The following is a 26,574-nucleotide window of genomic DNA, read 5'->3' as shown; positions in this document are numbered from 1 at the left end:
GGAAAATTGATATAGTGATATAATCTTAATAATATATGGAAAAGGTGGGATTTGACTGTGAAGATTGCACAAGTTCAAGTAGGGAAAATAAAAATACCTTTAAAGAAACCTTTTAAAACTGCCTTGCGAGAGGTTAGGGTATTAGAAAATGTAGTAGTAAAGATTACAACAGATACTGGTCATATAGGTTACGGAGAAGCTGCAATTACTCAGGTAATTACTGGAGATTTTATGGGTTCCATTAAAGGTGCTATAATCGATGAAATAGGGCCTAAATTGATTGGTAGATCCATAGAGGATTTTGAAAGTATAATAGACTTGCTACACAATTCATTAGTAAATAATACAAGCCCAAAAGCAGCTATAGATATGGCCTTATACGACCTCTTTGGCCAGCAATATAATGCTCCTGTATATAAACTACTAGGTGGATATAGGAATGAAATAATCACAGATATAACTATAAGTGTAAATGAACCAGAAGAAATGGTTGAAGATAGCATTAAAGCTGTAGAAAAGGGCTATAAAACTCTAAAGATAAAGGTAGGCAAGGATTGGAAAAAAGATCTAAAAAGGATAAAAGCCATTAGAGAGGCTATAGGATACAATGTAAAAATTAGGGCTGATGCTAATCAGGGTTGGAATCCTAAAGAAGCTGTAATGGTTATACGAAAGATGGAGGATGCAGGCTTGGATTTGGAGCTTGTAGAACAGCCCGTCAAAGCCTATGACATAGAAGGCCTTAAATATGTAACGGATAATGTTATAACACCAATATTAGCTGATGAAAGCTGTTTCTCGCCTTTAGATGCTTTGAAGATTATACAAAATAGAGCAGCTGATATGATAAATATTAAGCTTATGAAGACTGGAGGAATATATAATGCGCTTAAGATATGCAGTATAGCTGAAAGTTTCGGAGTAGAATGTATGGTTGGCTGTATGATGGAAAGTAAAATTGGTTTAACTGCCGCTTCCCATTTAGCAGCAGCTAAAAAAATTATCTCTAGATACGATTTAGATAGTCCAAATCTACTGGCTGAAGATCCTATTATTGGCGGAGCCCAATATAACGAATACCAAATAAGATTATCTGAAAAACCTGGGTTTGGATTTGAAAGTATAGGAAATATCATTTACGATTAAAGGGTGGTTAAATGCTTGTTAACTCTGATGACTATGTAAAGCTATTTACAGACATAATGTCTGAAGGTTTAATGGTCATTGATAATAATGGGATAATTCAAATTTATAATAATAAAGCAAAAGAAATATTTGGTATAATCAATAATCAACAAATAAGCCACGATGGAGGCAAAATAAATAGAGGAGATATAGTTATAATAGGTGACAATTCCTTAGGTAGGGATGATGGTGATTTAAATTCTAAATCCTTGGAATGTCTGGGAATAAGGGATAAAAATATAAAAAAAGGGGATGGATTAGTAGCTGTTGGATTATATAAAGAGGAAGGCATTCCACCCATATATAGATATGTAAGACCTGAAAATATGGAGGATACGCTGAAATTAAACGCAAAATTCCTAGGCATAGATATAAGGGTTGTTATAGATTTTGCTCATAAGGTCATTACCATAGAAGTAGATGGAGAAAAGTATTCCATGAGTTACATGAACGCCATTGGTCATATGGTGGTGTTGGATGAAAAGACTAAAAAAATGAAGTTTTACCAGTCCCAAGGTTATACTGCTAGAGGGGAAAGCATAAATGAGCTTTTGAAAGGTAACGATTTTAGAGCAAAAGGGAAGGATAATACTATACTCGATGTAATTGGAAAAGATATATTTGAAATACATAAAGGAAGTTCTACTATAGAAGATTTCTATAGGGTGGCAAGGGGAGAAAATATAACTTATGTAGATGAATTTAAGGAAATAAACGGAATACCAACCATGTGTACCCTACTACCTGTGGATAAGGATGGTAAAAGGATTGGTGCAGCTTTAAAGGTAGAAGATATTTCCGAAATAAGGCGTGTTATTAAAGAAAGGGATAAGGCCCTTTCAGAGTTGGACAAGATCGAAAGACAGCTTAATGAAGAGAAGTTATTAAAAAAGGCATTTCCAAGTTTCATAGGGGAAAGTAAGGAGATAAATCAAGTAAAAAGACTTGCTGTGAAAGCATCAAAGACCAATTCTACCGTTCTCATTTTAGGAGAAAGTGGTACTGGTAAAACTCTGCTTGCAAAGGCAATCCACGATAATAGCAAATTTAAAGATAAGCCCTTTGTCCATGTAAATTGTGGCTCTATACCAGCCACCCTATTGGAATCTGAACTATTCGGGTATGAAAAAGGGGCTTTTACAGGTGCTAGAAGTGGAGGAAAGATTGGATTTTTTGAAAGGGCTAATGGGGGTACCATATTTTTAGATGAATTGGGAGATATACCGTTAAATTTGCAGGTGAAATTACTTCAAGTTTTGCAGGATAAAAGTTTTTATAGAGTTGGTGGCACTGATAAAATAAATGTAAATGTAAGAATTATTGCTGCTACAAATAAGAACCTAGAAGAGGAAATGGTGGCAGGAAGGTTCAGGGAAGACCTATATTATAGGATTAATGTATTTCCCATTTGGATACCTCCTCTAAGAGAAAGAATAGAAGATATATATCCTTTGGTGGAAATGTTACTACCTAAAATATGTAAGGAAGTTGGAGTTGAGCAAAAGAGGATTTCTGGAGAAGCCCTTAATCTATTAACTAGATATAATTGGCCAGGAAATGTTAGGGAATTGGAAAATATACTTGAAAGAGCTGTTAACCTTTCTGAAAGCAATACAATTTTGACGAAACATATCATGATATATGTGAAGGAAAAGGATAATCGAAGGGGTAAGATTACCACATTAAAAGAGGCTGTAATGAGTTGTGAAAGGGATGCTATAAAAAAAGCTCTAGATTACTTTAAGGGGGATAAAAAGAAAACTATGAAAGCTTTAGGTATAAGTAAAACCACATTTTATGAAAAATTGAAAAAGTATAGGATTTAAGATACAATCCATATTGTAGGAATTTTCCGGTAATTTGGAAAAATGAAAGAAAATCTTCTTCTGATTGCAAAACAAGAGAAGTAAGCGTTTCCTATTTCTCTATGTTTGGTTCTATTATTCGGAATATTTTTAAAAGGGCAAAAATGAATATTCCGTTTAGAATTGTACAAACAGGTAAAATCATACAGATGAGAACATGGCATGCATTTTGCCATATTAATATAATAATATTTTAAAGGAGAGGATGGACCCTTTAAACTCATCTTCTAACCTATTAATATTATTGAGGAGGGAAATTATGAAGAGGTTAATTGCTTTGGCTTTGACCATGTTTATGATTATTTCTGGCTGTTCTAAAGGTGGAACTCAGACTTCGGGAGGTAATGTGGCAGAAGTACAAGAATATAGAACAGTCTATTCAGGGGAAATCACAACTTTAAACTATTTAGTAACTTCTACTACCAATGAATTTGCATTAGCTGCAAACTTAGTAGATACCTTAATTGATTATGATAAGTATGGTGTACCACAACCATGTCTTGCTACTGAGTGGGAAGTTTCTGAAGATGGATTAGTATGGACCTTTAAACTAAGGGAAGACGTTAAATGGGTAACCCATGAGGGAGAAGAATATGCAGAAGTTACAGCTCAAGACTTTGTAGATGCAATGAAGTATATTTTAAACCCTTCCAATGGGTCGGGGACTGCCAATATTGCATATAGTGTACTTAAAAATGCTGAAGAATACTATAATGGAGAGATAACAGATTTTGACCAAGTGGGTGTAAAAGCTGTAGATAAATATACTCTTCAATATACATTAAAAGAACCAACACCTTATTTCTTATCCATGCTTACTTATGTATGTTTCTTCCCAGCTAATGGACAGTTCTTAGAAGAAGTAGGAGATAAATTTGGAACCGACAATGTTAATTTTCTATATAATGGAGCATATATAATGGAGATTTTCGAACCACAAAATAGAAGGGTATTAATTGCTAATGATAGCTACTGGGATAAGGAAAATGTTCATATTAAGAAACTGGTTCAGACCTATAACAAGGAAGCAGCTACTTTAGCGCCAGAACTATTTTTACGCGGAGAAGTAGATTATGCTACTATTTCATCTGATATATTAGATGAGTGGATGTCAGATCCGGAAAAAGAAGCTATGGTAAGACCAAATAGAACTAGTTTCTATTCCTATTTCTATTGTTTCAACTTCGACCCAAGATTCCCAGAAGAGTATGAACCTGATAATTGGAAAGTAGTAGTAAACAATAAAAATTTCCGCAAATCCTTATTCCATGCCTTAGATAGGAAAGCTGCTATGTTAACAGCTGAACCCTATGATCCTGAAAAGAGACTTAGCAATACCATAACTCCTAAGAACTTTGTTGACCTAAATGGTGTAGATTATACTCAATTGAAAAGTTTAGCTAAATTTGCAAATACGGATTCCTTTAATGAAAAATTAGCTTTAGAATATAAGGAAAAGGCCTTACAGGAATTAGAAGGTAAAGCAAAATTCCCAGTTAAGATACTAATGCCTTATAACACAGGTGTAAGCGATTGGGCAAATAGAGCTCAAGTAATAGAACAGCAAATGGAAAACCTATTGGGCACCGATTATATAGATATTATAATCGATCCAAAACCACCAACAGGATTCCTACAAGAAGTAAGAAGGTCTGGGAACTATGCATTCCTAGAGTGTAACTGGGGACCAGATTATGCAGACCCTGAAACCTATACGGATCCGTTTAGCCCAGATGGAACCTATAATTGGCCTCATTTAGCAGAAGGGTATAAGGAAGCTAATGGAAAGAATACTTATGAGAACATGGTAAATGAAGCTAAAGCTGAGAGACTTGATATCGAAAAACGATATAAACTATTTGCAGAAGCTGAAGCATTTTTTATAGAAGAAGCTTTCGTAATTCCTTATGCAGTTGGTGGAGGAGGTTATTCAGCTTCAAGACTTAATCCATTTGAATCCCTATATTCACCTTTTGGAGTTTCAGGAGAGAGATTCAAGGGGCAAAAGGTACTAGCAAAGCCAATGAATTCACAAGAGTTTACAGAAGCCCTTGAACAATGGGAAAAGGAAAGGGCAGAAGCATTAAAGAAAGCAGCTAATCAATAATGGAAATAAGTTAAGGCGGCCTTTGGCCGCCTATCAACTAATAAGGAGGAGGAGTATGCTAAAGTATACGGTAAAAAGACTACTTCAATCTGTAGTAACACTATTTGTTGTAGTAACCATAGTATTTCTTCTCATGCGATTGATGCCAGAAGAAGGATATTTTGGAGAAGGATATGAGAAATTAGATGAAGCTCAGAGAGAAGCAATACTTACAAGTATGGGGTTAAGGGACCCTATACATATACAATTAATAAACTTCTATATAGACCTATTTTCAGGGGAGTTAGGTGAATCTATTATTTATAGGCCTAAGGTGCCTATTGTGGATATACTCAAAGCTAAAATTCCTTATTCAGTTAAATTCGGACTTGCTGCCATGGCACTTTCACTAATTGTAGGGGTACCTTTGGGAGTAACCATGGCTAGAAGTAAGAATAAATTTTGGGACAAATTAGGAACCGGTTATATAGTATTCATAAATGCAGTTCCAGCTGCTGTTTATTATCTTTTCCTTCAGCTGTACGTAACGGATATTTTCAAGCTTCCAATCCTCTTTAATCCAGATAGGCCAGCAAGTTGGATTTTACCAACCATATCCATGTCCTTAGGAGGAACTGCATCCTATGCCATGTGGATGAGACGCTATATGGTAGACGAGATTAATAAAGATTACGTTAAATTGGCAAGAGCAAAGGGATTGAGAGAAAAGACCATAATGGTAAAACATGTATTAAAAAATGCTATCGTTCCAATGGTACAGTATCTTCCAACCTCACTTTTGTACACCGTATCTGGGTCTATATATATAGAGTCCTTGTACTCCATTCCAGGAATGGGTGGGCTATTAGTAGATGCTATTCAAAGGCAGGATAATACCTTAGTGCAAGCGCTGGTTTTGATTTATTCGTCCATAGGTATAATTGGACTATTCTTAGGTGATATACTAATGGCTACCTTAGATCCAAGAATTAAGCTGGACAGAAAGGAAGGTGCAAGATAATGGCTAATTCAATGGATAATTTAGTAAATGGTTCAGTAGACAATACAAAGGATACAATAGATGATATAGATGAATCATTATTCGAATTTGCAGATTTTGATGAAATTGAAGCTGAAAAAACTGGATATTCCAATTATTCCTATTGGAGATCTACTTTTCAAGTATTCATGCAAAATAAAGTAGCAAAATTTCTTTTATTTCTAATGATTGGCTTGCTTGCTTTTACGATGATTCAACCTTATTTACCTGGGCAAAAGTCTCCTACTAAAATATATATAGATGAAAATACTGGAATGCAACTTAGGAACCATCCGCCTGATAAAGAATTCTGGTTTGGGACTAATTCTATTGGTCAGGACTTATGGGCACGCATCTGGAGCGGTACTAGAACATCCTTATTGATAGGTTTTTTTGTAGGCCTTTGGGAAGCCATAATAGGAATCATAGTAGGAACTGTATGGGGTTATGTTAGAAGGTTGGAGTCAGCTATAACTGGAATATACAATGTTTTGAACAATATTCCTACAACGATACTTCTAATACTCTTAACCTATATAATGAAACCCAGTGTATTTACAATGATATTTGCTATGTGTATGACAGGCTGGTTAAACATGGCCCGTTTTGTAAGGAATTTGATAATAATAATTAGAGATAGGGAGTACAATTTAGCATCTAGATGTTTAGGAACTCCTACAAGGAGAATTATAACCAAAAATTTATTGCCCTATTTAGTATCCGTTATCATGTTAAGAATGGCTTTAGCCATACCTGCTGCTATAGGCTATGAAGTATTTTTAACCTATATAGGCTTAGGTCTTCCTGTAAGCATTCCTTCTTTGGGAAACTTGATCAATGAAGGAAGAAGGGTAATGGGTGTACCATCTCTCAGATATCAATTGATATTCCCAGCAGCTGTTTTATCCATAATAACTATCTCCTTTTATGTAATAGGAAATGTCTTTGCAGATGCTTCTGATCCAAGAAATCACGTATAGGAGGTGGCTTAGATGAATGATTCAAATGTGATATTGTCTGTCAAGGATTTGGTTGTAAAATTCAATTTAAGAGGAAATGTTTTGACAGCTATAAGAGGAGCCTCTTTGGATTTATATGAAGGAGAGAGCTTGGCAATTGTAGGGGAATCTGGCTCTGGAAAATCCGTTTTTACTAAAGCTTTCATGGGATTATTAGATGCCAATGGTTGGATAGAATCAGGTAGTATTCTATATAAAGGAGAAGATTTGGCTAAATATAAAAGAGAAGATGATTGGATAAAAATTCGAGGTAAAGAATTTGCTATGGTATTTCAAGAACCTATGACATCCTTAAATCCTTTGAGAAGTATAGGAAGCCAAGTAGAAGAAGCTGTTACTCTCCACCAAAGACTAAGGGGAGATGAAGCTAAGCAAAAGGTAATCGAAATATTAAATGATGTAGGTATAGTAAATCCAGAGAAAAGGTATTATCAGTATCCCCATGAATTTTCAGGTGGTATGAGGCAAAGAGTGGTTATTGCAATTGCAGTAGCCTGCAATCCTAAGATTTTAATATGCGATGAACCGACTACTGCCCTGGATGTAACCATACAAGCTCAAATATTGAATCTATTAAAGAAATTGCAGAAAAAATATAAATTGACTATCATATATATTACCCACGATTTAGGAGTAGTGGCAAATGTGGCAGATAGAATAGCAGTTATGTATGCAGGGGATATAATAGAAATAGGTACCTGTGAAGAGGTATTCTATAATGCGCAACATCCTTATACTTGGGCCTTGCTCTCCTCTTTACCTCAACTAGGCGTAAAGGGAGAAGATTTGTATTCTATCAAGGGAACGCCGCCAAACCTATTTAATGAAATAAAAGGTGATGCTTTTGCGCCTCGAAATGAGAGGGCATTAAAAATAGATTTTGTAAAAAGGCCTCCCTATTTTCATGTTAGCCCTACCCATAAGGCTAAAACTTGGTTGCTACATCCAAAAGCACCAAAGGTAGAACCGCCAGAATCCATTAAATTTTTACGAAAAAAATGGCAGGTGATGTCCAATGAATAATACTAAAAGGGAAGCAATATTGGAAGTGAAAAATTTGCGAGTTGAATTTGGCAAGAAAAAAAGGGATAGATTTGTTGCAGTAGACGATGTAAGTTTCCATATTTATAAAGGTGAGACCTTTGGGCTGGTAGGTGAATCTGGTTCAGGAAAGACCACCATTGGTAGGGCCATTTGTAGATTAGTGGAAACCGCTGGAGGGGAGGTATTATTTAAAGGAAAGAAGATAAATGGTAAAATTGATAAGGAATTGGATAAAGAACTGACAAGGAAAATCCAAATGATATTCCAAGATCCTATGGCTTCTTTAAATGAAAGGGCTAAGGTGGATTATATTGTTTCTGAAGGATTGTACAATACAAAGAACTATAAGGACGAAGAGGATAGGAAGAGGAAGGTTGAAAGAGCCTTATTAGATGTTGGTTTATTGCCAGAGTTTGCTAGTCGATTCCCTCATGAATTCTCAGGAGGACAAAGGCAGAGGATTGGGGTTGCTCGTGCACTTATAATGGAGCCTGAATTCATCATTGCTGATGAACCCATATCCGCATTAGATGTTTCCATCCGAGCCCAGGTATTAAACCTATTGTCTAAACTTCAAAGGGAAAAGGGATTAACCTATTTATTTATAGCTCACGACTTGTCAGTAGTTAGATTTATTACCGATAGAGTAGCAGTAATTCACAAGGGGAAAATAGTGGAATTGGCCGAAACGGAAAAACTATATAACAATCCATTACACCCCTATACAAGAGCATTGCTTTCAGCTATTCCTTTGCCAGATCCATTATTGGAAAAGCAAAAAGTACTGGAGGTTTATGACCCAAGTTGCCATAATTATGATAACAATCCTCCTAAGTGGATAGAAATAGAACCAGAACATTTTGTTCTAGGTAACGATGAAGAATTAGAAGGATATAAAAAGAGATTAGAAAAAATAAGAGTGGAGGTATAATATGAATAAACTAGCAATTATTATTGATACCATAGGACCTTTAAAACAGGAAATAGGCTTTGATAAGGAGGCTGCTGACGAGTCGGTTTTTGGAAGATTGGTAACCATATTAAGAGAGGAAAGGGACAATTGGTACTATGTGGAAACGGATTATAAGTACAGAGGCTATGTTCATGAGAGTTATCTATTGATAGATAGTGAAAAGGCTAAGAAATGGGATGAGGAAGCTAATTACATTATAAATTGGGGTATTGTAGATGTGATGAAGGAGCCAAAATATCAAAGCTATAATATTAAGCTTTTAACCAGAGGTGCAGTTATTAAATTAACAGGAAATGAAGAGGAAAACTGGGCAGAAGTAGAATTGCCTAATGATGAAAAAGGATGGGTTAGAAAGGAACTAATAGGAAAAAGGATTAAACCAGGAACTGAAATAGATGAAAATTCCTTTAGAAAAAAGGTAGTAGAGACAGCCCTAACCTATCTGGGCACCCAATATCGATGGGGTGGGAAAACGCCTTTGGGCATTGATTGTTCAGGCCTTGCATCCATATCATACTTAATCAATGGAGTTATAATATATAGGGATGCTAAAATAAAAGAGGAGTTTGGTATGAAGAGGATTACAAGAGATCAAATTAAGATAGGAGACCTATTGTATTGGCCCGGTCATGTAGCCATTTATATTGGTAATGATAAATATATCCATTCAACTGGGGCTTCAGGGGGTGTGGTAATAAATAGCCTAAATCCAGAACACGATGATTACAGGGAGGATTTAGCTGATGTAAAAGAATTTGGAACTGTGTTTTAACCTGCTTTAAGAGCAGGTTTTTTCATGGGTCAATGTTGCAAAATGGGGAATACTATTATAGAATTAAATTAACAATAAGAGGATGATGTCACCATGAAGAAAATATGTATTTTTATACTACTAGTAGTTATTCTATCGGGTTGTACAAGGTCTAATAATTCTAATAATATGGGCATAGAAAAACGAAATGAAGATGTGATTATAGATGAAGAAGATAAAACTGAAGAAGACATGTCAGAAGAAAGGAAGGATAATATTAAAAAAATAATAGGTAATATGACCCTTGAGGAAAAGATAGGCCAACTGTTGATAATAGGAATTGAGGATACGGAAGTAGATGACCATGTAATGAAAATGATTGAGGAATATAAAGTAGGAGGTTTCATTTTATTTAAACATAATATATCAAATGTAGACCAAGCTACAGAATTGCTTAATTCTTTAAAAAGCCTCAATAAAAAGAATCCAATCCCCTTATTCTTATCCATCGATGAAGAAGGCGGCCGGGTATCCAGATTACCTAATACTTTTCCAAAGCTGCCTCCAGCTAAAGAGATTGGTAAAGTAAATGATGAATCCATATCCTTACAGTATGGGAAAATAATTGGCAAGAGAATAAAATCCTTAGGATTTAACATAAATTTTGCACCTGTTTTAGATATAGACTCTAATCCAAACAACCCTGTAATTGGGGACAGGGCTTTTGGTTCAGATAAGAATACAGTCATAGGTCATAGTTTGAAGGTAATGGAAGGAATAAACCAGGAAGGAATTATATCAGTGGTTAAACATTTCCCAGGTCATGGGGATGCAAATCTAGATTCCCATGTAGACTTACCAGTTATAGAAAAGGATTTAACTCAGTTGGAGGATTTGGAATTAACCCCTTTCATTGAAGCTATAAGGAAAGGGGTAGATGGTATAATGGTTGCCCATATTCTGTTTCCCAAATTAGATGAAGAATTTCCTTCCACCCTATCTGATAAGATAATAAGCCAATTGCTCAGGGAAAGATTAGGTTATGAAGGGTTAATTTTTTCCGATGATATGACTATGGGAGCAATAATGAGAAATTACTCCATAGAAGATGCAGCGAGTAGGTTCTTAAAGGCTGGTGGCGACATATTATTAATATGTCATGGTTATGAAAACTATATAAAGGTTTTTGAACAGATAAAGGAAGAAGTTAAAAAAGGCAATTTATCGGAAGGAGAAATAGATGAAAAGCTATATAGAATAATTGGAATTAAGAATAGATATAAATTAGAGGATAAGATTCTTGAGGGTATAGACCTAGAGTTGTTAAATAGTGAAACCCAGCAGTTTTTAGATAAGATAAATCAGTGATCTGACAGTTTGGAGGAATAAAATGGCGGATAGGATAGTCTATTTAGGGCCTTATAATAATACAAAATCTAATCAATTATTTAATAAAGCAATCGACTATTTAAAACAGGGCAAAGGAAATAAGTTTTACTACATATTGCCAAATGGTATACTTTTAGAAGATTATAGGCGAAGGATAATTGAAAAGGTGGGAGGAGCCTTCGATATTAATCTATTCACCTTTGACGATATTGTAGATAGGTTATTAGAGGATGAATTCTATATATTTATAGATGCAAATACTAAAGAAATACTCCTCTATCAGATAATAAGTAGGTTAAAGCAATATAATAAACTGAATTTTTATAGAAACATCTCCAATAAAAGAGGCTTTATCTATAGTTTAATTAGGATAATTGGAGAAATAAAAAGATCTTTAGTAACAGTGGATATGTATTTAGAAAGATGCCCCAAGGAGCCTTTTTATACTGAAATAGGGCTTATCTATGATGAATACGAAAAAAATCTTAATTCCCATGGCTTTATAGACCGGGAAGAAAGCTTCTTCAAATCCTTGAAAATGCTTAAGGGAAATAATAGTTTTTTTAACGATTTAGACTTCATCATAATAGATGGATTTTTCGATTTTAGGCCTCAGGAAATGGAACTATTAAGGGAAATGAGCAGAGCAGATTGTTCAATTTTTATCAATATGCCTTTTGGTAGAAACGATAATTTCAAGACCCTTTTGGAAACCATTGAGTTTCTTGAGGATCTAGGTTATAGAGTAGAAAGGGAAGAAGAGGGGAAACTGACTTATTATGAAAAGTTAGCAAATAATCTGTTTAGCAGCGTTAAAGGACAATTGAAACCAAATTCAAATATTCATGTTTTAAAGGCTGCTGATAACTATTTGGAACTAAAAAAGATTGTGGAAATAATAAAAGGCCACATCCTTGAAGGCGCCCAATTAAAGGATATGGCAGTGGTTCTATTAAATCCAAGTGAGTATAAGGATAAGTTGTTTAAAGTGTTTGAAGAAGAGAAAATACCCTGTTCTTTAAATAAGGAGATTAAGTTAATCCAATTGCCCCTGATAAAGGAATTGACATATATTTTTCAGGTCAAAGAGAATACAAAGAAGTCCATTATAAATAGAATTAAGAGTAATTACTTTAGCCTATGTAATACTGAAGAAAGGGATAAATTGGAGTATTATCTAAGGAAGTTGGCTTTTAAATCTTTAGAAGATTTAATGGAGAGGACAGGCTCAAATACTAAGTTCCATATGCCTAATTTAGACTTTATTCTCAAAACTTTAGAAGAGGAATTTAACTTAATTCCTGCTAAAGCTAGTATAAATGACTATACTCTAATCCTTATGGATTTCATAAAAAAATATAATATAGAAGAAAAAATTTTACATATCTATAATGAAATTAAAGATTTTAAGCTGTTTTACCGAGATATTTCTGCTATTAATAGATTAAAGGATATATTAAATAAGATTTCATCCCTTAATAAGATAATTAAAGAGGAAATTACTTTTAGAGATTATATAAACCTATTATCAAATTACCTTGATGAGGAAAGCGTAATAGAGACAATGGGAAACAGAAATGGAATTAATATATTATCTCCTGTAACCGTACGTGGAAAGAAATACAGAGCATTATTCTTAGTAGGTCTTTCACAAGGAAATTATCCAAATCTCATTGAAGAAAACTTTTTTTTCAAAGAGGATAATTACCTTAAATTAAAGGAAATTGGATTGGATATAAAAAATTACCATCAAAGGTTGGATAAAGAATCTATATTATTTACAACTGCTATTGCCGCATGTGGAGAAAACTTATACCTATCCTATTCTGAAAATGCTACTGAGGATGAAAAGGATATACCTTCCATGTTCTTAGATGAGATACTTAATGCTATAGAAGGCGATAAAAGTGAAGAAAAGGTAGATTTAATCACTGTAGACATAGATTATCTAATAAAGAACAATCATAACGAATTGACTACCAAAAGGGAGTTACTTCAATACATTTTAGAGAAATATGCTTTAAGCCAATATGAAGGGGAAGGCTTGTCTATTTCTACAGATTTGGATAAAAATGTTTTCAGTGAAATAGACGATAAGATTACATGTGAAATAGAAAGGAATACGAAGAAATTTAGTAAATACAGTGGTAATATTAATGATGAGCACATAAGTGAAGATATTAAGAATATCCATAAAGGAAAGATTTTCTCCATAAGCTATTTAGAATCCTATGGGAAATGCCCCTATTATTTCCTATTAAACAATCTATTGAATGTAGAGGAGATGGAAAGAGAGTTTGAAGATTTTACTCCTCTAGACCGAGGGAAGATAAACCATGAGGTTTTGAAGGTGTATTACTATAATTATGAAGATCAAATAAGAAAGTATATTTTAGGAATCGAAACATTTGACCCTGAAGAAACTTATGACTTTATTCTTAATAAGATAAAGGAAAATATGAATCAACTCGGCGTAGATTTGAACTCTAAATTATGGCAACTCAGGATAGAAAATAATACAAATAGAATATTGGAGTTCATCAAATCGGATTTAAATAGACTTACTAAGATGAAGAAAAAGCTTATACCTGTTGGATATGAAATAGACTTTGGTAGAAGGGAACCTTTTGAAATAGAAATAGATGGTGTGAAAATCCCCTTTACTGGTGTTATCGATAGGCTGGACAAGTATGTAGGTGAGGACAAATATATAATAATTGATTATAAAAATAGCAGCTATAGTATCAGGAATATAGAAGATATGATTGCTGGAACATCGCTACAATTGCCTATCTATATATTATCTCAAAAAAGCAAAATAGTTGGTGCTTTATATGGGATCATTTCTACGGGAGAATTCCAAGTGAAAATTGGTATTGTAGATGAAAAGAATTTAATAAATAAGAAAAACAAAGGAGCATTGACTGAAGAGGAGTTGGATGAACTATTAAATATTACCAAGGGTTTTATTAGATCTTATATAGAATCCATTCACAAAGGAAATTTTTCAGTAGATCCAAAGGAATGTCTGCCCTATTGTACTTATAAGAACATATGTAGATACAAACCGAAAATTTCTTTACTTTAGGACTAGATTTAAAGATTTTTAATAATAGAACTGCTACTGATCATATATGATACTTCTTAGAATTAACCACTGTTTCTATGTGACAAAAAGTATTCAATTTAAAAGTAGAAAGTATTTTTTAAGAAAGGAAGCTGATTAAATTGATAATTCCCATAAGTAATGATATTTTAGAAAAGTTGACTGAAACAGAAAAATCTGTGGTAAATTACATTAATTCGAATACAGACAAACTTCCAAGTATGTCTATAGTAGATGTAGCAGAAGAAACCTTTACTTCTCCAGCGACTGTTTCGCGAACTATAAAGAAATGTGGCTTGGATGGATTTACTGAATTAAGATATATTCTTTCTAAAAAAGATATTCTAAACAAGGATTCAAAACAGGTTAATGCTATATTAGGAAAGTCTCTTATGGAAGCTACTTATACTCTTGAACAAATATCTGTGAGTAATATATTGCAGGTAGTAGAACTTATAAAAAAATCTAATAGGATATATATACTAGCTAGAGGACTTACAGAATTAGTAGCAGCTGAATTCTCTCTAAAACTTCTGCTTATGGGGTACAATGCATTTGAAATTTCTGATCCTAATATAATGATAGAAATTTCAAAAGGGTTAAAAAAAGATGAATTAATAATTATTTTTTCATTAAATGGTAAAACTCCTGAGCTTATAACATCAGCTAAGAATGCCTTTGAGTTAGGTTGCAATGTAGTAAGTTGTTGTGGCTCAAGTAATACTGAATTAAAAGAGTTTTCCCACATATTTTTAAATGGTTATAAGCATTCTCACATTTCAATAAAAAAGTTTGAGGTTACGTCTAGACTTCCTCTTTATATTATATCTAGGGTAATAATAGATTATTTAGCTATAAGTTAGGGATTTTGAAAATCCCTTTTTTTATTTTCATAAATAGATTAATGGTAACAAGGGGTTTAAACAGTTTAATATAGTGTTTTTACTAAAACCAGGTTTTAAAAATGTGAAAAGATTTTCATTTTAATCTGTCATATAATAAATTTAATAAAATAATTAGGTAGGAGCTGAAGTAATGATATATACATTAACAACAAATCCAGCAATAGATATAAATTTTTTCTCTAAAACTTTTGAACCTTCAGTTGTTAATAGAACTGAAGACGCTAAATATTCACCAAATGGAAAAGGTATTAATGTTTCACTAATATTAAAACATTATGGTATTCCATCAGTAGCACTTGGATTTTTTGGTGGGTTTACTGGGAAATATATTGTTGAAGAGTTAAGCAAAAGGGATGTAAAAACCATACCTATATGGGTAAACGAGCCTACTCGAATAAATATTTTTATAAATGATGAGAAAAATGAGTTCAAGTTTGTTAACGAAGGACCCTTTGTATCAATAGAAGCTCAATCTGAATTGATAAATATTATTAAAGGATTGAGAGATTGTAAATATTTAGTAATAAGTGGTAGTTTGCCCAAGGGTATAGAAGAAGATTATTATTGTGAAATATTTCAAATATGCCAGGAGAAATCAATTGAAGTGATATTAGATATAAGTTCAAAAAAACTAAAAGAATTGTTAAAGTATAATCCATTATTGATAAAACCAAATGATGAGGAAGTGGAGGCGATATTTGGTTATAGGATAAACAATGAAAAAGATGTTAAATTTGTGGTAAAAAAATTATATGAAATGGGAGCGCGAAATATACTTCTTACTATGGGAGAACATGGATTATATTTTTATGATGGTTACAAATTATATTATTGTGATGCTCCTAGAATAAAGCTTTTAAGTTCTGCTTGTGCAGGAGATTCATCATTAGCAGCTTTCTTGAGTGAATGGCTGTTTAAAGGAGATTTAGAATTTGCTTTAAAAAAGGCATCTGCTACAGGAGCAAATGTGGCAGAATCCCAAGGATTAGGTACTTTGGAAAATGTAAAGGATTATGTGAAAATATTAAATGTGAAGGAGGTAAAATAAATGAAAAAAATTATTGCAGTTACAGGTTGTCCTACAGGTATTGCCCATACTTTCATGGCTGAAGAAGCTTTAAAAAATGCAGCAAAAGAATTAGGTATAGAAATAAAAGTTGAAACAAATGGGGCAGCGGGAGTAGAAAATGAACTTACAAAAAAGGATATTGAAGAAGCTATAGGGGTTATAGTTGCATCTGATAAACATGTAGATGTTGAAAGATTCAATGGTAAACCTGTTATAGAAACTTCAGTGCAAGATGGTATTAGAAGACCAAAAGAATTAATTCAAAAAATTTTAGATGGTAATGTACCAATAAGAAAAGACGAAGTTAAATTTACAAGAAAAGAAGAAGAAAAACAATCCGTAGGAAGGCAAATTTATAGACACCTTATGAATGGTGTTTCTAATATGCTTCCATTTGTTGTAGCAGGAGGGGTCCTTATAGCAGTATCATTTTTTTGGGGAATATATTCAGCAGATCCAAATTCAGAGCAGTATAATGAAATAGCAGCTATGTTGAATGCTATTGGAGGACATGCTTTTGGCCTTATGGTTCCTATTTTTACAGCTTTTATTGCAGCTTCAATTTCTAACAGACCAGGTATGATAGCTGGTTTTATAGGAGGAATTATTGCAAATGAAACAGGAGCAGGATTTCTGGGAGGTATTATAGCGGGATTTTTTGCAGGTTATTTTATGTTATGGTTGACAAAAGTATTATCAAGATTACCAAGAGAATTTGAGGGATTAAAATCAATATTTTTATTGCCACTACTTGGAGTATTATTAACTGGAACTTTAATGACTATTTTAGGGAAACCAGTTGCTCAGATAAATGATTCTATGATGAATTGGTTATCATCTTTACAAAATGCAAATCCGATACTATTAGGTATAGTAATAGGTTGTATGTCAGCTTTTGATTTTGGAGGACCAGTAAACAAAGCTGCTTATGTAACAGGTACAATTCTTTTAGGACAAGGTAATTATTATTTTATGGCAGGTGTTTCTGCAGCTTGTATTACTCCACCTTTAATAATTGCTTTAGCAACAACCATATTTAAACAGGAATTTACTCAGGATGAAAGAGCTGCAGGTTTAGTAAATTATATTTTAGGCTTTACTCATATAACAGAAGGAGCTATACCATTTGCAGCAAAAGACCCATTAAGAGTAATACCAATATTAATGATAGGTTCTTCAGTTTCATCTATATTAACATATATGATGCATGTACAGGTTCCAGCGCCACATGGAGGATTTTTAATACTTCCATTAGTCACAAAACCATTTCAATGGGTACTTGCCATATTTGTAGGATCTATAACAGGAGCCATATTATATGGGCTATATAGACGTAATAGACGCCGTAAAATGGGAGAGATGTTGTAATGCTTGTATCAGGAAAGGAAATTTTACGTGATGCACTAGAGAAAAAATATGCTGTTCCTGCTTTTAATTTTACAAATATGGAGAATTTACAAGCGATAATTGATGGGGCAGAAGAAATGAATTCTCCAGTAATCATTCAAACAACCCAAGGCGCTATAGAATATGCGGGTTTTGAATATTTAGCTGATTTAGGAAAAGGGGCAGCCAAAAGGGCTAAAGTACCTGTAGCTCTCCATTTAGATCATGGTACGGATTTGGAGTACCATTTGAAAGCTATAAGATTAGGATGGACTTCTCTCATGATTGATGCTTCTAAATGTGATTTTGAAACAAATGTGAATATAGTTAGACAGGTTGTTAAAATTGCTCATGTTCTAGACATATCTGTTGAAGCAGAACTTGGCGTGATAGCAGGCAAAGAAGACGATATTGAATCAGATATTTCAATATATACAGAAGTTCATGATGCAGTAAAATTTTATAATGAGACCAATTGTGATTCATTAGCCATAGCGGTGGGAACAGCTCATGGAATTTACAAAGGAGAGGTAAAAATTGATTTTGATAGAATTAGAGAAATAAAACAGGAGATAAATATACCTTTAGTGCTTCACGGCTCTTCTGGGGTGCCAGAAGATATGCTTGGCAAAGCAGTAGAGTCTGGTATTAATAAAATAAACTTCGATACAGAACTTAAACTTGCAAATTTAAAGGCTATGAGGAAGTTTATAGAGGAAAATCCAAATATATACGACATAAGAAAGGTATTTAAACCTTGTAGAATTGCTATGAAAGAAGTAGTGATAAAAAAGATAAAAGCTTGTAAATCATATAATAAAGCATAGCTATTGTTTTTAATAATATTTTGTTTATGTTATCATGTCAAAATTAGTGATAAATGTATGTTGTAATGTATGTTGTGTTGTAATGATTAAGAGGTGGAAAGCATATGAATATGAACGAATTAATTGATGAAAAGTTGATAAAGCTAAAGCTAGAATCAAAAACTAAGGATGATGTAATTGATGAAATGATAGAACTTTTGGAACAAAATAATGTAATAAGGGATAAAGCACAATTTAAAAAAGAGATATACATGAGAGAAAACCTAAGTACTACAGGTATTGGTTTTGGTATTGCAATACCTCATGCTAAATCAAAAACTGTAAATACGTCCAAAATAGCTATAGGTATAAGTAAGGAAGGGATAGATTATGATTCTATAGATGGAGAAAAAGTGTTCATGGTGTTTATGATAGCTGTAAAGGAAGGAGAAAATAATCTTCATTTAAAAGCGTTGGCAAACTTATCAGGAAAACTTATGCATGAAGATTTTAGAAAAAAATTATTAAAAGCAGAAGAGCCTTCAGCTATCTATAAGTTAGTTTGTGGAATAGGAGATTAAAGACTTTTTGTTAATGGGCAACTCAAAGATTATAATTTTGTCATTGAACTTATTAGGTTTCATTATGGGTTTCAATTGGGGTTAATTAATATAAATAATATAGAAATATATAAGTATAGAGCTTCTCCTTTGTTTTGTTACATTTTGATAACTACTTTTTAACAAAGTTGAAGCTCTTTTCTTATTGTCCCATAAAATTCTTTCAGGACTAACCAATTTAAGTAGATTTCTGATATAATTAAATATATACTTCAGGGAGGCCTAGGAGGTAGAGTGATGGGCAATACTAAAGAACAGGATTTAGCCATTACTACCATAGATAGAAATCTAGCAGTGAATGCAGGGGCAGGTACAGGGAAAACAAAAGTGCTTACGGAAAGGTATATCTATATATTGGAGAATGGGGATTTGGAAGAGAATAAGGAAATTGAGTCTATTGTAGCTATAACCTTTACTAAAAAAGCTACTCAGGAGATGAAAGAAAGAATAAGGGAAGAATTAAAGAAAAGATTTCCCCTAGGGGGAAAATGGGTTAGATTCTATAGGGACATGGAAAAAGCTAACATTTCTACCATTCATAGCTTTTGTGCTAATATTTTAAGGGAAAATCCTTTAAATATAGGAATTGATCCAATGTTCTACGTACTAGAACAGGAAGAAGCAGATTTTCTACTTGAGGAAACCACATTGGAAGTTTTATTGGAATTTATTGAAAAAGATGAGGATATATATAACCTTATTAAAATGTTTAATAGTGATGATTTGGATAGAATAGCTATGGATTTTAAGACCATCTATTATAAGATTAGGACTGTAGGTTATTCCATTGAAGAAGTAAAAAATAGGACCTTAACTTATATTTCAGGCTTAGAGGTTGATTCTGCAGATTTACAATATATTAAGGACAGTTTAATATATTTAATGGAGAATTCCAGAAAGAATTCTAAGATCTATAAATTAAAGGATGATCCTACCTGGGGTGATTTTTATAAAGGAAATTATGAAGAGAGTAATTTAGTTTCTATACTCGAAAGCTTAAGTAAAAACATTGGAACCAATGCTAAGGAGGGAGAAAGGATAGAGAATTTACAGGAAAGAATACATAATGTACTCTTAATTAAAGAAAAGGAGTATCTATGGGCTTATAAGGGAATTTTTAAATTGTTGTTGGAAATTGACGAAAGGTATACAGATAAAAAATATAAGCTGGGTAGTCTTGACTATGACGACCTGCAAATATTGGTACTACATTTATTGGAAGATGAATCCATTAGAGAAAAACTTCAAAACAAGTTTAAGTATATTATGGTGGACGAGTTTCAGGATACCAACGAATTGCAAAAAAAGATATTTTATAGACTCTGCTCCAATGAAAATCCATTAGATAGAAATAATCTGTTTGTAGTAGGAGACCCTAAACAATCCATATATGGGTTTAGAGGTGCAGATTTGGAAGTCTTCTATGATGTTATTGAAGATATAAAAAAATCATTAAGAGGGAAGCTCATTACTCTGAATAGAAATTTTAGGACTGTAGATTCCATACTGGATTTTGTAAACTCACTATTTGATAAGCTGATGGGTAGTAGATATGTAGATTTAATATTTAATCGCAAATCACCTAACCAGATAGATGTAGAGATACTAGAGAAGGAGGGTTTAACACCTTCTCCCAATCTTGAAAAAAAAGAGTATTATGCTTACTATGAAAGCAGGTTAATAGCCAGCAGAATCAAGGAACTGGTAGATAAGGGTGAGTTTAAATATGGAGATTTTACTCTATTATTTAGAGCTACTACCTTAGATTACATCTATGAAGATGGACTGATGGAGTATGGTATTCCCTATTACAATACTGGAGGCAAAGGATTTTACCGCAGACAGGAGATTTTGGATTTAATCAATGGGCTTAAAACTATAAGTAATAGATTTGATACTATATCTACCATAGGTTTCTTAAGAAGTCCTATGGTAGGGGTTTCAGACGCAACTATCTATTGGCTTTTGCGGGGTAAGGAAAGTTCTTTATTGGAAACTATGGATAAGGAAATAGAACAAATAGACCCTGCTGAAAAAGAAAAACTCAAAAAAGCAAGCAAATTAATCCATAACTTTATGATAAAAAAAGGCTTTTATGGGATAGGAGAACTATTAAGCGAGTTAATAGATACAACCTATTATCTTGAAAGTCTTATGCTGTATGCATCGGGTAGGCAGATGGTATCTAATGTTTATAAGTTTTTGGAGATAGCTCAAGACTTTGATAAGCATAATACTAGTTCTTTGGAGGATTTTATAGATTATATTGAAGCGATTAAGGATAGTAACGAGTCTCAAGCAAAGATTTATTCTGAGAAAGCAAATGTAGTGAAGTTGATGACTATTCATAAGTCAAAGGGACTACAATTTCCAGTAGTTATAATTCCCCAAATGGCCAGCGGTTTTAACTATAATAGACCTAATATATTATTTGATAAAGAAAAAGGAATAGGATTTAAATACGATAGAATATCTCCTTCTTATGACAAAATAAAAGCAGATTTAAAATATCTGGAAGAAGAGGAACATAAGCGATTGCTCTATGTGGCTATGACAAGGGCAAAAGACAGGTTAATAATAGGTAACCAAGGGGATGATATCGGTTTTAAAAGGTTGGTAAAAGGCCTGCTAGATTATGATAAGATAAAGGTGGTAGATAGGATAGATAATATAATTAATTCTAGACAGATTGTAAAAGGGCTTCCAAAAAAACTGTCAATAGAAGGGGAAGCTCAACAGGAGGAGTTTTTACTTTTAAAAACGCTAAAGGGATATGACCAGAAGGTTTTTACTAGGGTTAGTCCATCTCAGTTTGTAGAATTCAACCAGTGTAGAAGGAAATTCTTTTTAAATTATTATACAAGACTTTCTATAGAGATAGATTCTGATGAGATAGAGACAGAATCACCTATTATAGATTCCATTACTAAAGGCGAGATAATACATAAATTTTGTCAGTATTATAAAAAGGGTATAAACCCTGCTAGACTTATGGAAAGAATTGTAAATTCCTTTGGGCTGGAGTATAAGAGGGATATAGAACAAGAATTGAAAGTATATATGGAAAATTATATTAAACACTGTAGCGAAGATTACGATATTTTTTATACAGAGAAGGAGTTCTATTTAAAAGTAGATGATGTCTATATTAGAGGTAAAATAGACAGGATTAACATTAGAGATGGCAAAGCTGAAATATTAGATTTTAAAACTAATAGAGTCTGTAATAAAGAGAATTTAGTGAAGATGTACGAACCCCAAATACAGCTTTATGCTAATGCCTTTAAAAGGATTGCCAATATGGAAATTGAAAGGGCAGCTATAGTTTTTCTAGAAACAGGAGAAATGGTGGAAATTAGAACCGATAAGGAAAGCTTAGAAAAAAACTATGAGGATTTAAGGGAATTTATTAGATTTATAAACTCAAACAATTCCATAAGACAGTATGAAAAAACAGATGCATGTGAAACCTATTGTCGATATAATATATTATGTACTATGAATTAGGGGGATATTGGAATGGAAAATTACATCGATAGTAAAGACAAAACAAAACTCTATATGAGAAAAGATGTGCCAAAAGATGTAAAAGCTAATATAATCATAAATCACGGGTTTGCAGAACATTTAAATAGGTATGATTATGTTACGAAAAAATTGAACGAAGCCAAAATTGGAGTTTATAGATATGACCTAAGAGGTCATGGAAGGAGTAAAGGACCTAAAGGACATATTGATGATTTTATGGATTTTGCTGAAGATGTAGACGTAATGGTGGATTTAGTAAAAAGTGAATACTCTAATTTACCTATATTTATGCTAGGGCATAGCATGGGAGGATTTATCACCTGCTTATATGGAATAAAATATCCGAATAAGCTTAAGGGGCAAATTTTTTCTGGAGCGGCTATTACGAAAATTCCACAGGTGGAAGGAATCAAGGGGGATATTTTTAGTCTTGTAAATTTAATTCTACCTAAATTGAAGATTAAAAATCCGGTAAGCAAAGATATTTGTAGTGTAAAAGAAGTGGTAGAGGACTATGAAATGGATCCACTAGTATTAAAAGAAGCTACATTAAATTTTTATGTGCAGTTTTTAGTAAAGGGCATTAGATGGATAGGTAGTAATATTTCTAAATACGACTATCCCTGTTTAATACTACACGGTGAAATGGATAGAATAGTTCCTAGAGAGGCATCTATATTTCTATATAATAATATTAAATCCAAAGATAAGGAGATTAAAATTTATGATAATATATATCATGAAATATTGAACGAAAATGAAAAAGATAGAATTTTATTAGATATAATCAATTGGGTGTATAACAGAATAGATTAATGAGAATAGTTCATTTGTATAGGAGGTAAACATGGAAGATTTTATTATATTAAGCCCAGGGCAACGGTTAAGAAAACTGAGAAAGAAATTAGGGATGACCCAGGCTGAATTGGCAAGTGACAATATATCTAAAAATTACATTTCCATGTTTGAAAATGGAAAAAGGCCTATTAACGTGATAAATGCAACTTACCTAGCTGAAGCAATAAATCAAAAAGCTAAGGAGAAAAATATAGATATATTTATAAAACCATCCTATTTTATAAAAAATGAAAGAGATATTGCAAGGGAAATGTGTTTAGAGATCATTGAGGAAGTCTCTCAGAATCAAATGAACAAGTACAGTAAATATAAGAACTTATATAAAGCAATATATATATCTAGTCAATACGGTTTTATAGACTTATTAGCGCAGGCCTTAGAATTTAAAGGTAAAACTCTCTTTAGAGAAGGGCTGTATTTTTGTGCTATGACTCATTTATCAAAGAGTCTATTGTACTATTTCCAAGAAGGCAATAAGGAGGGTATATATAATTGTTATTTGGCTATAGGTCAAATCCATTTTATGGATGAAAACTATGAAGCTGCAATAGCATACTTTAATCTGGCTAGTGCCTATGGAAATGAAGATAATATACTCTACTATAGAGCTTTGTGTCATTACAAGCTGGGGCATTATAAAATAGCTAGAAACATAATAGATAAGATTATATTTAAGGATGAAAGAGTTTTGAAACTGGAGAAAAATATATCTAATATTGTATAAATGAGGCGATGAATTTGCTACTGATAGGAATCTTATTTTTGACTTTAGGTTTATATTTAATATTGAGCGAAAGATATAGAATTGCTAAAGTAGGGAATCAAAGGCATATAGTGCAAAGAACATTGAATAAAAACAGCAATTTTTTCAAATATAAAATGCTTTTGGGTGTTTTTTCCATCGTGCTAGGGATGTTTAGCATTTTAAACTATATTATTTATTAAAGGTGAACCTATGAAAAAATTAAATGTAATAATAATTACTATTATTATCCTGTTCTTATTTAGTAATATTTCTGTTGCCCAAGGGGAAAAAACTATTTTGATAATGTTAGATGAATTAAAATTTAATACCATTGAAAAAATAACCCAAGGGATTGATTTTGGAGCTGGTTTTATAAATATTAAAACAAGAAACCCTCAAGGAAATGAAAGCCTTTATTTTTCGATTGCTACGGGCAGGAAAGTAGGAGTAAAAAAGGAATACTATAAAGGCCTCTATAGAGCTCCTGAAGGATACATAATAATATCTGGCTTTGATGACATGTTAAAAAATCTAAATACTTTAACAGCTAATGTAGAAAACTGTTTGTTGGGGGAAAAATTAAAGGATGTCGGCATATCTTATATTGGTGATAATTCTGCTGCTATTATAGCGGCAGATAAGAATGGCATCATAGAAAGAGGAGAAGTCGAAGTAGTTTATGAAAAGAAGTGGTTAATTGATAAAGCCAATTATCATCTATCTAGCTCTAATATATTAGTACTGTCGCTACAATTAGAAAATAGAGATGAAAGGATACAGTTGTTAAAAGAGTTTGTTAATGAGTATAGAAATTATAATATATTAATAGTTCCCAAGGACGTATCTAAAAGTGTAAATTATATGATGAATAAAACTATAGTACCTATTGTTTATATCAATGAAAAGACTAATGGCATAATAAATAGCTTGTCTACTAAGAGGGATGGGTTTATAGCATTAGAAGATATATATGGAGAACTGTTATCCATTTATGGGAGGCAGCATGTTTCTATTATAGGCAATAATATAAATATAACTGAAGAAAAGGATAATATTGAATACATTAAAAATCTATTTAATAAATCCATAAATTTAATGTTATTGACTTATTTATTCCATGGTATAGTATATTCTGTGCAGGTTTATACTGCTTATCATATATATAAAAATAGAAGTGATAAACTTGAAACTATAAAGTTTATTACTAATTTTACTATTATTAATATATTTATAGGGCTATTAATGGGTTTATCAAATTTACATGTAAACTTTGTTCTATACTTTATAGTAAACCTATTAACGACCTATGCTATAACCCTATTTGTGACTGAAAAGGGCGTTAATATCATAGGATTATTTGCTGCATTGACCTATGGAATAATTCTATATGGAATTTTTTTTTCACCAGAACTTATTTATAATTCCTATATAGGTTTTAACAATCTATTCTATGGTGCCAGATATTACGGATTTAACAATGGAATAATGGGGGTTCTATTGGTTTGTTCCATAATAAGTTGTCACTTTATAATGGAGCTTATTAATAAAAAGCCTATTAATGATTTAATTTGCTTTTTGTTCCAGCTTACTAATATGGTTGCACTATCTGCAAGGTATGGCGCTAACACAGGAGGTTTTTTAACAGCCCTAATACTGTTTTTAATGACTTCATATTTCAGATTTTTCAAAGGTCAATGGCATATCAAAAAATTAATTACCCTTGTAGTAATTGCTATTATAATATTTAGCATTAATATGTATCTAGACTATTATAGCAACGAGAAGAGCCATGCAATAAACTTTTTCATTAGAATAAGGAACAATGGGGTAAGGGAATTCGTTGATATGTTGATTATCAAAGCTAAGGAATTGGCAAAGTTAACAATTCTGCCTCCCTTTAGCATTACCATAATATCGCAGATAATAACTCTTAAGAGCTTGTTTACAAATGCTAAAAACTTAGAAAAGGAAACCTATACCATTCTAATAACTAGTATTGTAGGATTCATGCTTAATGATACAGGAAATATTACTTTTATTTATATGATTCACTATCTAGTTTCATTCATAATCCAGCATGAAGAAATCCCTTCTGGTTCCTAGAAGGGATTTTGAATTTTTATATATAAGGATTGAAAAGAGGGAGCAAAGGTGATATAATATCGTTATACGATATATTAGCAAGTCTAAATGTGGGGTT

19 protein-coding genes are annotated in these 26,574 nt (G+C 32.6%); all 19 read left to right on the top strand.

Going from position 1 to position 26,574, the window contains the following annotated elements; all coding sequences use genetic code 11:
• Positions 1–57: 57 nt before the first annotated feature.
• The 19 genes from BLV68_RS03890 to BLV68_RS03795 all read left to right on the top strand — a co-directional run bounded on the left by BLV68_RS03890 (position 58) and on the right by BLV68_RS03795 (position 26,477).
• Positions 58–1,146 (top strand): dipeptide epimerase, encoded by a 1,089-nt coding sequence (locus BLV68_RS03890; RefSeq protein WP_093751093.1) that lies wholly within the window; start codon positions 58–60, stop codon positions 1,144–1,146.
• A gap of 11 nt (positions 1,147–1,157) precedes the next feature.
• Positions 1,158–3,011, top strand: a complete 1,854-nt coding sequence (locus tag BLV68_RS03885; RefSeq protein WP_093751091.1) for a sigma-54 interaction domain-containing protein — start codon at positions 1,158–1,160, stop codon at positions 3,009–3,011.
• A gap of 298 nt (positions 3,012–3,309) precedes the next feature.
• Complete coding sequence (locus tag BLV68_RS03880; RefSeq protein WP_093751089.1) at positions 3,310–5,157, top strand: peptide ABC transporter substrate-binding protein; 1,848 nt, start codon at positions 3,310–3,312, stop codon at positions 5,155–5,157.
• 55 nt (positions 5,158–5,212) lie between these two features.
• Complete coding sequence (locus tag BLV68_RS03875) at positions 5,213–6,157, top strand: ABC transporter permease (RefSeq protein ID WP_093751087.1); 945 nt, start codon at positions 5,213–5,215, stop codon at positions 6,155–6,157.
• The gene (locus BLV68_RS03870) at positions 6,157–7,155 is read left to right on the top strand and encodes an ABC transporter permease (RefSeq protein WP_234949820.1); all 999 of its coding nucleotides are present in this window, start codon (positions 6,157–6,159) and stop codon (positions 7,153–7,155) included. The genes BLV68_RS03875 and BLV68_RS03870 overlap by 1 nt, the downstream gene beginning before the upstream one ends.
• Positions 7,156–7,167: 12 nt before the next feature.
• The gene (locus BLV68_RS03865) at positions 7,168–8,217 is read left to right on the top strand and encodes an ABC transporter ATP-binding protein (RefSeq protein ID WP_093751085.1); all 1,050 of its coding nucleotides are present in this window, start codon (positions 7,168–7,170) and stop codon (positions 8,215–8,217) included.
• Positions 8,210–9,169 carry an ATP-binding cassette domain-containing protein gene (locus BLV68_RS03860; protein WP_093751083.1) on the top strand — a complete coding sequence of 320 codons (960 nt, stop codon included), beginning with the start codon at positions 8,210–8,212 and terminating at the stop codon, positions 9,167–9,169. Before BLV68_RS03865 ends, BLV68_RS03860 begins: the two co-directional genes overlap by 8 nt.
• Before the next feature lies 1 nt (position 9,170).
• Entirely contained in the window at positions 9,171–9,983 is an 813-nt protein-coding gene (locus BLV68_RS03855) for a C40 family peptidase (RefSeq protein ID WP_093751081.1), read from the top strand.
• Between the two features lie 93 nt (positions 9,984–10,076).
• Positions 10,077–11,330, top strand: coding sequence for a beta-N-acetylhexosaminidase (gene nagZ / locus BLV68_RS03850; RefSeq protein ID WP_093751079.1), 1,254 nt, complete (start codon positions 10,077–10,079; stop codon positions 11,328–11,330).
• 22 nt (positions 11,331–11,352) lie between these two features.
• The gene (locus tag BLV68_RS03845) at positions 11,353–14,439 is read left to right on the top strand and encodes a PD-(D/E)XK nuclease family protein (protein WP_093751077.1); all 3,087 of its coding nucleotides are present in this window, start codon (positions 11,353–11,355) and stop codon (positions 14,437–14,439) included.
• Between the two features lie 140 nt (positions 14,440–14,579).
• Positions 14,580–15,320, top strand: a complete 741-nt coding sequence (locus tag BLV68_RS03840; protein ID WP_093751076.1) for a MurR/RpiR family transcriptional regulator — start codon at positions 14,580–14,582, stop codon at positions 15,318–15,320.
• 172 nt (positions 15,321–15,492) lie between these two features.
• On the top strand, positions 15,493–16,410 hold the full coding sequence (gene pfkB, locus BLV68_RS03835; RefSeq protein WP_093751074.1) for a 1-phosphofructokinase: 918 nt from the start codon (positions 15,493–15,495) through the stop codon (positions 16,408–16,410).
• The gene (locus tag BLV68_RS03830; RefSeq protein ID WP_093751072.1) at positions 16,411–17,799 is read left to right on the top strand and encodes a PTS fructose transporter subunit IIC; all 1,389 of its coding nucleotides are present in this window, start codon (positions 16,411–16,413) and stop codon (positions 17,797–17,799) included.
• Complete coding sequence (gene fba, locus BLV68_RS03825; RefSeq protein WP_093751070.1) at positions 17,799–18,644, top strand: class II fructose-1,6-bisphosphate aldolase; 846 nt, start codon at positions 17,799–17,801, stop codon at positions 18,642–18,644. The genes BLV68_RS03830 and fba overlap by 1 nt, the downstream gene beginning before the upstream one ends.
• Before the next feature lie 104 nt (positions 18,645–18,748).
• Positions 18,749–19,204, top strand: a complete 456-nt coding sequence (locus BLV68_RS03820) for a PTS sugar transporter subunit IIA (protein ID WP_093751068.1) — start codon at positions 18,749–18,751, stop codon at positions 19,202–19,204.
• Positions 19,205–19,480: 276 nt separating this feature from the next.
• Positions 19,481–22,750, top strand: coding sequence for a UvrD-helicase domain-containing protein (locus BLV68_RS03815; RefSeq protein ID WP_093751066.1), 3,270 nt, complete (start codon positions 19,481–19,483; stop codon positions 22,748–22,750).
• A gap of 12 nt (positions 22,751–22,762) precedes the next feature.
• Positions 22,763–23,587 (top strand): alpha/beta hydrolase, encoded by an 825-nt coding sequence (locus BLV68_RS03810; RefSeq protein WP_093751064.1) that lies wholly within the window; start codon positions 22,763–22,765, stop codon positions 23,585–23,587.
• 31 nt (positions 23,588–23,618) lie between these two features.
• Positions 23,619–24,353, top strand: a complete 735-nt coding sequence (locus BLV68_RS03805) for a helix-turn-helix transcriptional regulator (protein ID WP_093751062.1) — start codon at positions 23,619–23,621, stop codon at positions 24,351–24,353.
• Between the two features lie 231 nt (positions 24,354–24,584).
• A complete protein-coding gene (locus tag BLV68_RS03795; RefSeq protein ID WP_093751058.1) occupies positions 24,585–26,477 on the top strand; it encodes a hypothetical protein in 1,893 nt (630 codons plus the stop codon).
• Positions 26,478–26,574 lie beyond the last annotated feature (97 nt).

This window comes from Tepidimicrobium xylanilyticum, assembly GCF_900106765.1.
In the GTDB taxonomy this organism is placed as follows: Bacteria; Bacillota; Clostridia; order Tissierellales; family Tepidimicrobiaceae; genus Tepidimicrobium; species Tepidimicrobium xylanilyticum.
Note: the sequence above shows the minus strand (reverse complement) of the source record. Positions and strands in the feature narration are given on the sequence as shown.